This window comes from Bradyrhizobium sp. BRP22 (assembly GCF_020194175.1).
Lineage (GTDB): Bacteria > Pseudomonadota > Alphaproteobacteria > Rhizobiales > Xanthobacteraceae > Bradyrhizobium.
Window position 1 is genome coordinate 17,761 of record NZ_JADYVX010000013.1, and the last position, 14,884, is coordinate 32,644.

Below are 14,884 nucleotides of genomic sequence, written 5' to 3' on the forward strand. Positions count from 1 at the left end.
TCGGGATGATGCCCATCCAGGGAGTGATAGCGATTGTCCTTGTTTCGCCATTTGCATGACGACGCGTTTTTGGCCTTTTCGCGCGATCACAAGCACCTGTACGCGGCGTGTCTGCTCGACCTCCATGAACGGTTCTTCTCTGGAGCGCCGTCGTTCCCCACACCGCAGCAGGTCGTCCACGCCATCTACGACGTCATGCGGGCCAACCCCGCCCTGTGGAGCGAAGGCGACGATTTCGGCAGCCTGCCGGAAATGATCTCGGTCGGTCGCCGCCGCATCCGGAAGGCCGATGTAGCGCTCGCGTCCGAGAAGGGCGACAAGGCGCTCGGTCTAGCGCGGCAGCTCTACGGCCGGCTGCTCGCTTGGGGGTGGCTCGAAGAGGAGGAATACGGGCTCCGCGTCACTGTCGACATGGCGATGGGTCCGCTGCTGGTGATTCAGCGGCTGGCGAGCCTCAACAAGGATCTCTCCCAGAGGTTCGGCGGCTTGATCGTGCAGATCCGCCTCAATCTCGAGGCCGTCGAAAAGCTGACGCCCGAAATCACCGACCGCAAGCAGCGCGAAGCCGCGCTCGCCGTCCGCGAGGCGCGCAACCAGGCCGACCAGTTCACCAAGAGCCTGCGCGCCATTCTGGCCGACCTCAAGCGGATCCGACGGACTGTCATGGAGTCGAAAACGGTAGCTACCCGGCTGGAGGCCTTCTTCGAGGAGTTCGTCGACCAGCTCCTGCTAAAGGACTTCGAATCCATCCTCACGGTCAACCATCCGTACCGCTTCCGCGACGCTATCGTCGATCTCGCGCGCAGGATTTCCTACACGCCCGAGACCATGCAGGTCCTTGCCGAGGAATATACGGCGGCCACCATGTCAGCCGACGTCGAGGATGGCCGGATGGCCGCGGCGGATGACCTGCTCGCCATCGAAAGCATCTTCGAACAGATCGGCGAGATGTTCGAACGGATCGAGGCCTTCCGCAGGCAGCTCGAAGCGCGCGTCCGCAACACGATCAAATACGCCGAGCGGGGCGGGCAGGGACTCGTCGGCCGAGCCGGCGACTTGGTCCCTCGACTGGACGCCCTGCTGCGCGACGGCAGGCACGACAAGACAACCCTCGAATGGAGCGTCGAGCCGCTGCGGTCGCCCTGGTCGGAACACCATCAGGCGCCGGCCAGGCAACCGCGCCGCCCCGTCGAGGCAAGGGAGCTCGCCGGGCCGCCCTCGGACCCGCTGTACGAACTGCGGAAGAAGCTCCGTCTCGAGTACATCGCTCGCATCGCGCCCCGCCCCGACGACGTCAGACGATTCCTCGAGGGCCAGGTTCCGCCATTCGCGACCAAAGAAGCCCGCTTTATGGAAATCGATACCGTAGACGACTTCCTCGCGTTCGATTGCGCCCGCCGCTACGCGCTGACGGGCGAGGTTCCGGCTCAGATCGCGGCCGGCTTCGATCTTGAACCGTGCCCCGACACGCCGCCACACGACAGCGAATGGCTTCGTTGCGCGAACTTCGTGGTGAAGCGATCCGGCGCACTTCGGAAGGCGAGGGCGGCCCATGCTCAGTGAGTTCGAAAACATCGAGCGCTCCTTCGGCGCGGAGAAGGCGGCCGACCTCCGCAAAGCGCTGCATTTCCTGCTACGACGGCAGTTCGTGTTCGCGGGAGATCCCCGGACCGGGACCGTCTACAACACGATCATGGACGGCCGTTTTCGCGACGTGGTCGACGGCTTCTTCGACAGCTGCGGATACCGCGTCCACCGCGATCCGGAGGCGCAGTGGGCCGGCATCGTCGCCATGGACGAGGACGTGCCGCTGCCCCGGATGAAACTCGACGAAACCATCGTCATGCTGGTGCTGGCAGCATACTGGCAGCAAGAGGTGAACGTCGGAGCGGTCGAAGACCGGGCCGTCGTGGTCGCCACCTTGAACGACCTGTTCGACCGCTACCGGGAGATGGCGCAACACGGCGGCGGAGGCGCAATCTCGGCCGCCCGTTTCCGCGACATCCTGCGCGAGGCCGCCCAGCGCAGCCTGGTCGAGATCGGGGACTTCGACGACGAGCAGCAGGACTGCGAGGTCAGGATCCGCCCGATGATCAAGCTGATCAGCGGCGGCGACGCCCTCCAACGGCTCGAGCGCTACGTGCGCAGCGAGGAGGCCCGCTTTCCGCAGCCCGCGGGAGACGAGGCATGATGGAGCTACGCCACCTCACAATGGTGAACTGGCACCTGTTCGATGTCGCCGACATCGACGTGACGGGACACGTCGGCGTGCTGGGCGAGAACCGGTCCGGCAAATCGACGATCCTTGACATGGCCCAAGTGGTGCTCACCGGCGGCAGCCGGCGGTTCCTGCGCCTGAACGCAGTCGCCGGCGACAGCGGAAAGTCGCGCAGCGGCTCCAAGCGCAGCGTCGTCGACTACTGCCTCGGCACGCTCGGCGAGGATCAGCGGCGGCGCGACGAGGCGCGAACGTACATCGCGCTCGGTTTCGAAGACACCGAAGGCGCTAGGCCGCCGGTCACGATCGGCATGGCGCTCGAGGCGCGGAAGTCAGACAGCAGGGAGACCGTGCTCGCGCTGTTCGTCGCCGTCGGGGCCGTTCTGAGCTCCAAGGACTTCATCGAACAGCGAGGGAAGTCTCAGTTCCCGGCGCAGTGGGAAGACGTGCGGGCCCGGATCATCGCGACGATCGGCGAAGGCAACTTTGTCAATCACCGCGACCGGGCCGGCGACTACGTCCGCGAGTACATGCGTCATCTCCTGCCGCATTCGCCCTACGGCGAGCAGAACGCCAGTGCCCTGCAGAAATCGATCGTCAATGCGATGACGCTCGATCACAACCAGACGGCCACGCAGTTCGTGCGTAACTACATCCTCGAGGACAGTCCGATCGGGATCAAGGAGCTGCGCGAGTCGATCCAGACCTACCGCAACATCAGCGAAACCATCCGGAAGATGCGCCTCAGACTCGAAGCCCTGAGGGCGCTTCGGGTCGTCCTCGCCGCGCTGGAAGAGGCGCTCGAGACCAAGTTCAGGGAGGAGTGGATCGCTAAACGTGCGGCTTGGCTGGCGGCGCGCGCGACGAACCTGGACTTCAAGACCAAACGGCGTACTGAGATGGCGCGCCGGGATGCTGCAGCGGCCGAACTCGAATTCATCGACGAGGACGTCAAGGCCATCGACAAGGAGATCGAACGCCTCACGGCGGCGATCGCCGAGCACGACGCCAAGACCGGAAGAAAGTCGCTGCAGCAAACCGTCGATGTGGCCGCACAGGCGGCGCACCGCGCTTCGGTGGACTTCAAGGCGCGTCTCGAGAGCATCGGTCGCCTGCATCCGCTCCGGGCGATGTGCGCGAGCGATTTCGACGATTTCGTACCAGCGCTGGAACGGCTCCTGGCGGCCGCAGCGGGGGCCGAAATCACGCTCGTCTCCGACCAGCTCTCCGCGGCCGAGAAATCCTTCGCGGCCACCGGCGCGAAATGGCTGCCGAAGATCGACGAAGCGCGTCAGGCAATAATCGCGGAGCTTTCCGGGCTCCGAGTGCGGCGCGACGAGGTGCTCGAACGCATCCGACAGCACGCCTCCGGAGGGGCGCGGGCCTATCTCGGCGACGACACCGAACTGCTCTGCCGCAGGCTGCGGCAGAAGGGAATGGCCCCGCGCGTGCTCTGCGACGTCATCGAAGTCGCCGAACCCGAATGGGTGGGAGCGGCCGAGGCGCTCCTCGGGCGCGACCGGGAGGCCGTGTTCGTGGACAGAGCCGACATCGGCGCCGCCACGGCGATGTTCAAGGAGGGCCGCCGCGAGTTCCGCCACGCTTCCTTGGTAAGCCTGAACAAGCTCGAGCAGTTCAGGGCCAAACCCGAACGCGGCACTTTTCCCTCCATTTTCCGGAGTCAGGATCCGGACGCGATGGCGTTCATCATGCGCCGCTACGGCACGGTCCGTCTCGCCGACACGCTCGACCAGTTCAACAGGCCCGGCCGGGCGATCATGAAGGATGGCCTCTACGACGACGGACTCGTCAGGAGTCATCGCTGGATCGAATCCTCGCAGCACAAGATCGGAAAGGCAGCCCAGGCAAACGCCCTACGCTCCCTGCAGGATCAGGCCGAGGAGCTGGATCGGATCCTGACCGACAAGGGCAAGGAGGCCAACGCCGCCGAGCAAGCTTTTTCCGCTCTGAAGAACATCTGCGAGGGACGTGACGACCTGAAGGCTCGCGCGGCGGCCTTCGCGGCCGCGCAGACGGAGATCGCCGAAGCGCAGGCCAGGCTCGATGCTCTCGACGGCGCGGGGGACGGCGGGCTTCGCGACAAGAAGAGGGCGCAGCAGAAGCTGAAGGACAAGAGGCTCGACGAGAGAAGGATCCAGCAGAAGGCGTTCGGCGAGCATGACGGCGAGGTTAGATCGGCGGATAGGAGGCTCGGAGAGGGCGAGAACGTGCCCGGCTCCGAGCTCAACCTCCGGGTCGCCCGGTCGATCTATCGCAAGTTCTTCCCGCTCTACTCCGCCGCGAAAGGCAGGGTCGCCTACCGCGAGCGCCTCGATGCCGCAGCCCAAAAGGGCTTCCCGGAGAAACACCGGGCCATCGCCGACAAGGCGCTGAAGGATGCGAACGCATCCGACAACGAGCGCGCACGGATCGAGCGACGGGTCCGCGAGCTCCTTTACGATTACTTCGACCAGTTCGGGATGAGCTCGCAGGTAGGCGCGGAAAGCGAGCCGCTGCGGGAGGTGAAGCCCTGGATGGAGCAGCTCATCTCGGAGATCGAATCGAATGAGCTGCGCCAGTACGAACGGCAGGCGCGGGAAGCGGCGGAAAAGGCGTCCACCCTGCTGCGCGGTGAGTTCATCAACGCGCTCACGGCCCGGATCGGCAAGATGGAGCGGGAGCTGCAGTCGTTGAACCGTAGCCTCTATGCACATCCCTTCCATAACGAGCGATATTCGTTCCACCGCACGCAGGTGGTGGAATTCCAGCCCATTCTGAAGATCATCGAGATCGCCAAGACGTCTCCGGAGGCGCTCGACATGCTGTTCCGGGGCGATGTGCCCGACGATTTTCCGCACAAGGATACGATCCTTGCGCTCGAGGCGCTGCTCGAGGACCCCGACAAGGACTTCACCCAGTTCGAGGACTACCGCAACTTCTACACGTTCGAGATCCACATGGAGGACGTCGCCACCGGTCGCTCGACCCGCTGGGAGCAGCGGCGCGGCACCGGGTCCGGCGCCGAACAGCAGGTGCCCATCTACGTCGCAATCGGCGCTTCGCTTGCCGCCGTCTACGGCAGCGCCGAGCGTCGTGCCGGCAAGCCCGCCGGTTTCGCCCTGGCCATGTTCGACGAGGCCTTCTCCAAGATGGACGGCAAGAACCAGCGGCAGATGATGAGCTTCTACAAGAACCTCGGCCTGCAGTTCGTGATAGCGGCGCCGTTCGAAAAGCGCGTCGCCGTGCTCGAGCACATGGACACCATCGTGGAGGTGGACCGCATCGGCGAGCAGTCCAGGGCCACCGTTGTGGAACTGAAGGAGAAGGCCAAGCGCGAACTGATGGCGATCGATCCCGACCTGATGTCCGAAGTTGAACTCGCCACCCGCCTGGCAGCCGAGTAGCCATGGCGCGGCGCTTCACGGACGCGAATGGGCTGCTGAACGACCTGCTCGATCGCTTCGAGGCCGGGGCCACAAGCCCGATCGCCCACCCGGACTATGCCGCTTTCCCGTCCGTAGTGGTGGCGGACGCCTTCCTGAAACAGATCAGGGAAGCCGAAGGCGCCGGCGCGGTCTCCCTTGGCTGGGGCCGCGGCGCAAAGCGGGATCAACTCGCACACGTGCGGCTGGCCTCGGCGGACATCCTCTACCGCTATCTCGGCCGCCCCCCCGCGTCACGCATCGCAGAGGACGCCGCCGCGCGGCTTGTAGCCGGATCGGCGCTGCACGACTCTCTGAAGAACAGCGCCTCTCAAATCGCCGAGGTGTGGGCGCGGGGGAAGACGTGGCACGGGTTCGGTTCGTCCGACGTCGACACGTTACGCCACGCGTTCGTTCTCGCCCAGGCGATCTTGCACAACAAGCATCTCGACGTCGACTACAAGACCTTCTCGCGACGGACGGTGGGTCACAGCAAGACGCTCGAACGGATCGAGGGTGCAGTCGTGCGGCTCCTCAGCGGCATCCTGGAGTTTCCCCCCGGTGCGCGGCCCCGCGAGGCGCTGCGGGCAATCGGACTGGAGCGCTTCGCACCGCCGCTACTGATCGCGGGCAAGATCGACCTCGATGGAGCCGACCTGTCCGGAATCTCTCCCATTTATCTCGGAATCACTCCCAAGGAAGCAGATCGCGTCCGCTTCCGGGAGCCGCCGGCCTATGTTCTGACCATCGAGAACTTCGCAAGCTTCAACCGGCACATCGCCGAAGCCGACCCCAGTCGGCTGGGAACGACGATGTACGTCGGCGGATATCCCTCGCTCGCCACCCAGCAGGCCTTGCGGACGATCGCAGGAATTATGTCCGAACAGACCCCGATCTTCCATTGGTCGGACATCGATCCGGACGGCACCTGGATCTTCCACACGATCGAGCGCACTATCGGACGTCCGATCCGTCCGCACCTCATGAGCGTCGAAATCGCCGAGCGCTTGGGACAGGTGCCGACAAGAAAGTCCGCACCGGCGCGATGCCCGCCAGAGTCTGGTATCGCGCCGTTGGCAGCGTACCTGAGGGAAGACGGCGCCAAGACGCTCGAACAGGAAGAGCTCGATCCGGTTTTGCCGGCGTCCAGGTGATGCACATGGGCTGACGGTCCTGTCAGCCGCCCAACGAAGGCGCCCTCGCGCGGGGCTTGGCACATTTGTCGTCCCAGACATCAGGGATGCGTTGCTTCGGGGCGGATGCGAGTCGTCCCCGCCATCTCCACGTCTCCGACGAGATCGAGCTCCTACGTCTTCATTCCACGACCAAGCTCGAGCCCCCAAAGGCGGCACTTTGGAAAAATCTTGGATATCAGGTGTTTACGATAGTCGATCCGCTCCTATTGTGTTGCAGTGCCGATCGACGTGTTCTTATTGTAAAATTCGATCCATTCTTGGAGGGCGGGGCCGTGAAAAATCAAGGACTTGGTCGATCCGCTCTTAATGTGTCGGCATAAATGCCTCTGATGCGTCTGATCAGAATCGTTCGATGTGCGCGCGAATCGCATTTGCGTTTGCGTCAATCCAACCGCGCTCGCACGCGCCGACAACCATCTTGGCGTAAGCTGCTTCCCAGATTTCGTTGTGCTTGGGGCAGCCAGGCAGGACAGGCACTAAGTCAATGGGTACCAGCGCATTGTCGTGGTCAACAAGCGTGATCCCTTTCAAGTCAGAAAAGTTAGCGGCAAGTGGGCCCTTCAAGACGAGCTTAAACCTGAAGAAGTCGAACGGCTCAGACAGTTGCAGCCCGCTCGGGCGAGTACTCTATTATCATGACGCAGCTCCTTCGTTGTGGCTATTGAACACGAGCTTAGCCTAGAATCGCGATTGCGCTGAAAACCCGCACTCAGCCACACGGCAACGTTCGAAGCTCGCCACGGAAGTTGATGAGCGGATTGCCTTCAGCTGATCGCGTCGCGATAACGCGACCAATAAAGATCCCATGAGTGCCGACCACCTGGTGGTGATGCAAGACACATTCGAGCACGCAGACGGCGCTTTGCAGAACTGGCACGTCGAGAATGCCCTGTTCCCACAGCGCTGTGTCGAAACGGTGGACACCGTCTGCGCCATGCCTGCCGGCGAAACGCAGTGCGAGGTCCTGCTGATTACCGCTGAGAAGACTGACGCCAAAAGCGCCGTTAGCCAGTATGGTATTGTGAGTCTCGGAACTGGCATTAATACCGACCAGCAAGCAGGGCGGCTCCATGCAGAGCGAAGTAATAGAGCTGACCGTTAGCCCGCGGCGTCCAAGGGCCGTTCCGGTGGCTACAATGGAGACACCGCTCGCCAGATTCCGCATGGCTTGGCGAAACTCGATCGCCTCGACGGACTGCCTATCGCTCATCAGGAAAGGAGAGTGGCGGCTCACAGCAGAGCTCCGCAGTCGGGCTCGGGTTCGAAGGTTTGCGCTAGGCGGAGATTACGCGAGGCGCGAACCTCAAAGGTGTGTCCGCGCAGTTCGTACTTCATGGCGCCGGTACACTGACTGCTCCATAGCGCGATCCTGCCTTGCAGCTGAACACAACAGCTGGCGTTGCTTGGATGAGAACGTTCAGTGTGCCTTCGCGTCGGATCGCAGCCGTCCCGGGTCCTTGTCGCCTGGCAGGGGTGGCGGCGAAGGGGGCCCGTACGTCCCAAGGGCGGGCGGCCCGTGATCAGTCTGCGCCGGACGTCACTCATTGCGAACTCGTCCTCGGTGTGAGATGGGCTTCGCTGCCACGCCGTTCTGCTTTCCAAAACGGTCGAAAACGCGCTCTTTCGCTAAGAGAAGGCGTTCATCCAGCGTCGCGTGTAAGGAAACCCTTAGGTCGGGCGGGATCGAGTCGTCGGTATCGATCATTTCCCGAAATTTCCGAAATATGCGTTCGATTGTCTCGATGGATCCGAGTAGGGTGATGGTCCGCCAGGACATCATTGCTTTTCTCCTGTGGCGCGATAGCGCTGGTCCGCGAGCCGCGGTCTTTGGCCGACAATCCGCTGAGCTTTGGAAGGGGATGCCTGCACCGCGCTGATCGCAAGTCTCGCCTCGGAGTTGCGCAGCTTGCGGCTGTTGATGCCGATCATTGCCGAGCGACGGCTGAGGGCAGAGCCGAGTTCGGTGCAGTCACGGATCTCGATCACCACCCCCACGTCGTGTGCCTGGGCGACGGCCGCAATATCGCGGGCAGTAGCTTCACCCGGCGCAGCCATGACGATCAGGAAGCAATCAGTGCCATGAGCTCGCGCCTTGCGCCCTCGGCAGGTATCGAACAGGAAACCTGGCGTAGCCACAGTTGCGCCCGCGCGCGCAGCCATCACGGAATCAACATGTCCCAGAAAGCACGCCGTGGCCGTCAGGACGAACGGGCGGGCCACGCCATCCGCTTCACAGTCCTTCGAGAGCGAACGTGGATCAAAGTCAGCGCGAATGACCCCCTTCGAGGGCGCGGCCGTCCCGATTTCGGCGATCAGCCCATTTTTGCCCGCGGCACGTCTAATCCGGATCTTGCTGAGAAAGCCGCGCCGAGGCGGCGCGCGCCGCGCGAATGCCTCGCGCTGTGGACGCGACAGCGCGCGCGTGGCGGCTGCGATCTCTTCGGGCTGATAAGCGTCGATCTTGGTCGGAATGTCGGACATCGGCCAGCTTGGCTGTTAAGCGTTGGAGATCGCGATCAAGTGCTTCAATCGCGCGGCTGCGGCACCGCTATCAAGCGACTGCTGCCCAAGCGCGACGCCCTCCTTCAACGTCTTGGCGCGGCCTGCTATGATCAATGTCGCAGCCGCATTGAGAAGCGCGACGTCGCGATAGGGGCTTGGAGCGCCGTCCAGTACGCGTTGCAGTGCAATCGCATTGGCATCTGCGTCGCCGCCCTTAAGCCCCTCGCTACTACAACGGGGCAGGTCGGCTTCTTCTGGATTGAGTTCGAAGGTGCGGATCTCGCCGGTCTCTAGCGCGGCAACATAGGTCGGACCGGTGAGGGTGATCTCATCCAGTCCGTCCGAGCCGTGTACAACCCATACCGACTCAGCGCCAAGATTCTTCAGCACCTCCGCCAAAGGCTGCACCCAGTGCCGCGCAAATACCCCGACCATCTGTCGCTTGACGCCGGCTGGATTGCACAGCGGTCCGAGCAGATTGAAGATGGTGCGGGTCGCAAGCTCAGCCCGGATCGAGCGAACGTGCTTCATGGCGGGATGATGGACCGGCGCAAACATGAAGGCGATGCCGGCCTCCTGGACGCAGCGAGTGACGCCTTCAGGGGAGATGTCGAGCCGCACGCCGAGTGAGGCCAACACATCGGCCGCGCCCGAACGCGAGGACATTGCTCGGTTGCCATGTTTGGCCACCCGCACGCCGGCGCCAGCGACGATGAAAGCGGCGCAGGTCGAGACATTGACCGAGCCAGAAGCGTCGCCACCCGTGCCGACAATGTCGACGGTATCGTGCGGCGCACTGACTCGCAGCATCTTACTACGCATCGCGGAAGCTGCGCCGGTGATCTCCTCCACCGTCTCGCCGCGCACCCGCAGCGCCATGAGAAGTCCGCCGATTTGCGAGGGGCTGGCTTCGCCCGACATGATGCTGTCAAACACGGATGCCGCTTCCTCGCGGGTCAGCGTGGCGCCACCGGCGACTTTGCCAATGATCGATTTCAGGGCGTCCATCCTGCTTTCGAAGGGTGCTTAGTTGTTGTTAGTGGCAATGGTTTTGCCTGGGCGAGCGTCACATCTCTGATGATGAGCCGATGTCCGATTCCAGCCCGGTGAGAGGGCCGCGATCGGCTTGTCGCACGCACTGCGTTGCAGGTTCCTCTCTCAGTTCTTTGCTCTCCTCCGATGCGAACTCGAGAGTGCCACGATCTCGCAATCTTTCGCCTTAATCGGCGGAAGGCTGACAGGCATCAGTTCCAGATCTGCATTCATGCGGCACGGCAACTCCAGCTGACGCAGTGGCCGCGACCGATTGCTTGCGTTGTGCAGGTTTATCCTAATTGGGCCCCAAGCCTACAACCTGACGCAGCGTAAGGTTCAACCCCCTTTCAGTGGCCTAGCGGAATCTTATTCTGCTGCCACCAACCAGCATTCTGCTCGCATTCCTTGGGCGCGAGGACACCGGGTGCCAAACGCATGATGGGGTTACCTCGATCGAATGCTCACCCAGCTTTATCTCGCAAAAAGGTCGACTCATAAGCGGCTCTAAGCGGTGGCCTCCGATTGTCGGTCGCGAGGATTGCCCGGCTCTTTCCCCGCCACCAGGAAAGGGGATGCCTGGGAGGTACTGGTCCCGTTTCCGCTCCTCGGGACTTATTAGGCTCTGCGAAGAAAGACCTCGTGCGTCAGTCCTGGCGGCCCAATGCTGGCTGTGTAGTTCAAGCCGCGGATAGTAAAACTTGTCTCCGGATGAGACCCGTCGGGGAGTACGCCGTGCAGCCGCATCCCTTCCTTGAAGTCTTCGCTCGCCCACTGCTCGCCGTGCTCCCATCCTTGCGGAAGATATAGATCGAGAGCTGGCAGCGCATGTTGCGATTGCTCCGCCTGAAATGCCGCGCCGGCACTCGAATCCTCGAAGCCGCCTAACTGCGTCGGAAGGGGCTGATTGACACCGTCCGCCGACGAATGGCCACCTGAAGCGAACATCTCCAGGAGCTCCGCAGTATCCAAGGTTGGGGTCGGCAGCCGGCCGGCTTGCTCGGTCTCCAGCCAAATGCTGTCGAGATCGACGGCTTGTAACCGTACGGGAGCGGCTGCGCCTGGCTGATTGACGCTGCCCGTTGGCGAATGGCTTGCTGAAGCGAGCATCTCCAGAAGCTTCGCCGTATCCAGACTTTCGACTGTCGTTGGGCCAGCTTGCTCCGCTCTCGGCCAGGCGCCATCAGGATCGACAACGTCCAATGGCGGGGGACCAGCCGGGCTAGGCTGATTGACATCGTCCGCCGCGAATGGCCGGGAGAAGCGAGCATCTCCACAAGCTCTGCGGTCTCGCGACTTTCGGTAGGCAGCTGATCACCCGGATCCATCCTGTCCTGAAGTCCCGCCAGGTTGTCAGTCGGTCGCGTGGAAATCGATTCGTCATCCTGGAGCCGGCGAGGCTCCTCCGGGGTCGACACTCAAGATCGGCGAGAAGGCTAGATCATCGCTCGCCAGCGCAGGGCCCCACGGATCATGCCAAGCCCGCTGATGAGGCTTTCGTTGCTGGGAAGCAGCTTTTGTGCAAGCTCGAGGAGCTCGATATGGTCTAGCTGATCAATTTCTTGACCGCGGGCGCCGAGCGCCCTGCAAACCTGAGAAGATTTTTGACGGAGGCTTCGACGGCATTCCTGGGGCGCTGACTGGCAGCAGCCGCGGCCACGATGAGACTCTTGGCATTCGCGGAGGGAAGATGATTGCCCTGGGTGCGCCTAGCCAGGATAGCTGGCTCACGATACTCCAGAAGCACTTCCAGCGCGGAGCCTATGTGCCTGTCGCCCTCGTGTGCCGCCCTGGCATGGGCCAGGAGCGCATTGTGATCCAGCAAGCAATTGTCTGTCCCCGGGACTGCAGAGATTTCGCCACCTTGTGAAAACACCGGTAATGTGTCTCGGTGGTATTGGGCATCCATGCCCGACGCGCAGCAGCGGCCTGGACTGCGCCCTCGATCAGGCTAGCACCTTCTTCAGAGAGAAAGTCATCTCGCCCGGATCAGGCAAAGGATCAGGCTCGCGATACTTCCGCAGCGCGCTTAATGCCGAAAGCAAATGCCCATCCCGAGGAAAAGACGTTCTCGCATGCGAGACCAAGGCCTCGTGATCAGGCCCGCCAATTGTTTTGCCCTGAGCTCCAAAGATCGTTTCCCAAGCTGCGAAGCGACCGGCCATATTCGTAGGTGGTGCTCTTTTGCAGACCGCGGGCGCCAGTATTTCGGATGACGTTGTCGAATGAGAGCGCAGTCTGTCTCTGACAGAAGAGGATAATTGTCCGCTGAGGGCACGGCCATCGTTGATGGGCCCAACGTGTTTCGCGGAGGGAACAACATAGCGTCGGCGTGGGCCGTCGCATTAAGATTGCGATACTTGTGAAGCGCCGTCAATGCCGGGCACCAGAAGTGTGCCTGCCAATCGGTCGTCCTCTGCCAGCTCAGCTTTTGAAGGCGCTCGAGCGGCGGTCCGGCAGATTTTGTGTCCGGAAGGCCAAGCGGCTTGCCCGCGACCTGCACTTCGCACGGGTCGTTCGCGGCGCTCGGTATCTGCTTGGCCTACCACGCGAGCTGGCAAATCCACTGCAATGGTCATTTCACGTCAGCTTTTCGTCAGCTGAACCCGGTATCGGCCTCGACCCGCCGCTCGCGACCATTGTTCGCGTCGGAGAATCAGCTTGTTGCGGGTGGGTAGTGCTGTCCCGTCTAGATCGGAGATGAAAGTTTATGCGGGGCATTGATGAGCGCGGGCAATCCTTCATGTCAGAGGCCGGCCGCACCGAGGTCGGCAATGCCGATAGTGCTCGCGTTGAAACGGCTGCCGGGGACGGTGAAGAGCGCCAATCGTTCAACTCTGTCGTGGATCAGATGCGCTCTGAGCCTGATGATTTCACGTCCACTTCTGGTTCTGGTGCCGAGCGCCGCGCGAGCGCTGGTCTGCCGGAGCGGCCTGTCCGTCCGACTTCCGGCGCGCATCGGATGTTGGCACATGCGCTGCACAATGCGACCAGAAGCAACCAGAATCTTCGCTCTTCGGCTGCTGCCGGCGCGTTGCGCAATGGTGCAAGGCTGTCGTTCGATAATCCGGACACTTCAGACTCGCCAGGGCACGCTCTCGGGGAGGAAGGGCGCATCTCCGGCAGGGAGGATGTTGCAAGAAGGTTGCGCGTCGACAATGGCTCCGCGCAGAATGTTCGTGCTCCGGACTCCTGGCGGTCGGATCAAATCCATCAGCGGACACAAAATGGGGGCGCAGCATCCTCGCGTTCGGCAGACGAGCCATGGCGTGCCGATCGATTGGACGGAAGTTCGCAAACTGTTGCGCGCGGCCCGTACATGGAAGCCGGCTTCAATCGTGGTGGCGGGGCGCCCGGCTGGCATAGCAATGACAGACCCTTTCAGGCGCCTCATGGCTCACGCCATGAGCGATTTGATGCCGGCCATAGCGCACCCCATGGAAACGTAGGCGGCCCGCGCCCGGCAGGAGAACGCTGGTGTGCTGATCGAGCGGAGCAAAGCGCGCGAGAAGGTGCGCGTCCACCGCGCGTGGAAGGTCGCTTCAGTCGCCGTGGTGAAATGCCAGCCTGGCGTATCGACGATATGCCGCCACAAAGCCCTCAGGCGGCGGGCCCGGACCGGGTTTACAGGGGCGATGAGGCTGCACCTGATGGCGATGCTGGCGCAGCACGTTGGCCTGACAGGCTCTGGCACGGCGATCAAGCACCCGCAAGCTTCCCGAGAGAGCCGCGGCTTTTGCCTATGGAGGGCGGTTTCGGCCAGAGCGGCGCAGCCCAAGGATGGCCCCTCGAGCCGCGGCCCGCACCGTCCGTGGATGGTCGAGGGCCTGAGCGAAATCGTGGAGCTGATCGGGGCGCACCGCATCCGCATGCAAGCTCGTCGCGTTCGGACCGCGGGTCGTGGCGCGGCCATGGACCAGACGGAACACCGCAGGCGGGCGTGCCGGCGCCGCAAGCGCAATTTGCTTCCGACTGGCGCGGTGGACCGCCAGATTGGCGTTTTCAGGGCATGCCTGCGGCGCCCCTTCACGGTCCGGGGCCTGGGCAAGACTATCGAGGCAATCCCGCACGAGGCGGATATGATGCTCTGCCAGGTCGAGGTGGAGAGCCGTGGCGGAACGATCGAACGGCCGCCAGCTCGCAGCAGGGTGCAGTCGACCGGCATGCCCGACCCGTTCTGGCTCGGCGGGATCTGGGGGAGGGATGGCGCTCAGATGCGCCTGCACATCAGAATTCGCCGCAGCCTTATCGAGCCTCCGGTGCGCCAGCATACCGTCAGGCTGAAGTCTCGCGTCCGCAAGAGCAGCCATGGCGTACCCAGCGCCACATCGACGGTGAGCAAACAGGTCGGCTCGCACCCCACTCTCAATCGGTCGCCCGACCAGATGGCGGACCGGGGTGGCCTCGCGACAATGCCAACGGCCGGAACGCTGGCCGTATAAGTCCGCAAGCCCATCCCGGACTTTCGGATGATGTCAATGCCGCGCTCGCAGAGATTGCGGGCGCGCGCGACA

10 protein-coding genes are annotated in these 14,884 nt (G+C 63.0%); 5 read left to right on the forward strand and 5 right to left on the reverse strand.

Translation table 11 applies throughout. The features are described from left to right. Window positions 1–51 precede the first annotated feature (51 nt). From I6F35_RS18135 to I6F35_RS18150, 4 genes are read left to right on the forward strand one after another with little or no spacing between them, the layout of a single operon-like run. The gene (locus I6F35_RS18135) at window positions 52–1,563 is read left to right on the forward strand and encodes a Wadjet anti-phage system protein JetA family protein (protein ID WP_225119057.1); all 1,512 of its coding nucleotides are present in this window, start codon (window positions 52–54) and stop codon (window positions 1,561–1,563) included. Then, window positions 1,553–2,191, forward strand: a complete 639-nt coding sequence (locus I6F35_RS18140) for a DUF4194 domain-containing protein (protein ID WP_225119058.1) — start codon at window positions 1,553–1,555, stop codon at window positions 2,189–2,191. The genes I6F35_RS18135 and I6F35_RS18140 overlap by 11 nt, the downstream gene beginning before the upstream one ends. Next, window positions 2,188–5,622, forward strand: coding sequence for an SbcC/MukB-like Walker B domain-containing protein (locus tag I6F35_RS18145; protein ID WP_225119059.1), 3,435 nt, complete (start codon window positions 2,188–2,190; stop codon window positions 5,620–5,622). Before I6F35_RS18140 ends, I6F35_RS18145 begins: the two co-directional genes overlap by 4 nt. 2 nt (window positions 5,623–5,624) lie before the next feature. Continuing rightward, window positions 5,625–6,794: a Wadjet anti-phage system protein JetD domain-containing protein gene (locus I6F35_RS18150; RefSeq protein WP_225119060.1), complete on the forward strand. Its 1,170-nt coding sequence runs from the start codon at window positions 5,625–5,627 to the stop codon at window positions 6,792–6,794. A 751-nt stretch (window positions 6,795–7,545) separates the two neighbouring features. Here the strand turns inward: I6F35_RS18150 and I6F35_RS18155 are convergent. From I6F35_RS18155 to I6F35_RS18175, 5 genes are all read right to left on the reverse strand, one after another. Then, window positions 7,546–8,046, reverse strand: a complete 501-nt coding sequence (locus I6F35_RS18155; RefSeq protein WP_208829635.1) for a flavin reductase family protein — start codon at window positions 8,044–8,046, stop codon at window positions 7,546–7,548. A 327-nt stretch (window positions 8,047–8,373) separates the two neighbouring features. Continuing rightward, window positions 8,374–8,541: a hypothetical protein gene (locus I6F35_RS18160; RefSeq protein WP_208829616.1), complete on the reverse strand. Its 168-nt coding sequence runs from the start codon at window positions 8,539–8,541 to the stop codon at window positions 8,374–8,376. A 71-nt stretch (window positions 8,542–8,612) separates the two neighbouring features. Further along, window positions 8,613–9,317: an indole-3-glycerol-phosphate synthase TrpC gene (locus I6F35_RS18165; protein WP_225119061.1), complete on the reverse strand. Its 705-nt coding sequence runs from the start codon at window positions 9,315–9,317 to the stop codon at window positions 8,613–8,615. Window positions 9,318–9,332: 15 nt separating this feature from the next. Beyond that, window positions 9,333–10,346: an anthranilate phosphoribosyltransferase gene (trpD, locus tag I6F35_RS18170; protein ID WP_225119062.1), complete on the reverse strand. Its 1,014-nt coding sequence runs from the start codon at window positions 10,344–10,346 to the stop codon at window positions 9,333–9,335. A 642-nt stretch (window positions 10,347–10,988) separates the two neighbouring features. Further along, a complete protein-coding gene (locus I6F35_RS18175) occupies window positions 10,989–11,573 on the reverse strand; it encodes a hypothetical protein (protein WP_225119063.1) in 585 nt (194 codons plus the stop codon). 2,276 nt (window positions 11,574–13,849) lie between these two features. On the opposite strand from I6F35_RS18175, the gene I6F35_RS18180 reads away from it, so the two are divergent. Further along, window positions 13,850–14,812 carry a hypothetical protein gene (locus I6F35_RS18180; protein ID WP_225119064.1) on the forward strand — a complete coding sequence of 321 codons (963 nt, stop codon included), beginning with the start codon at window positions 13,850–13,852 and terminating at the stop codon, window positions 14,810–14,812. Window positions 14,813–14,884: the final 72 nt, after the last annotated feature.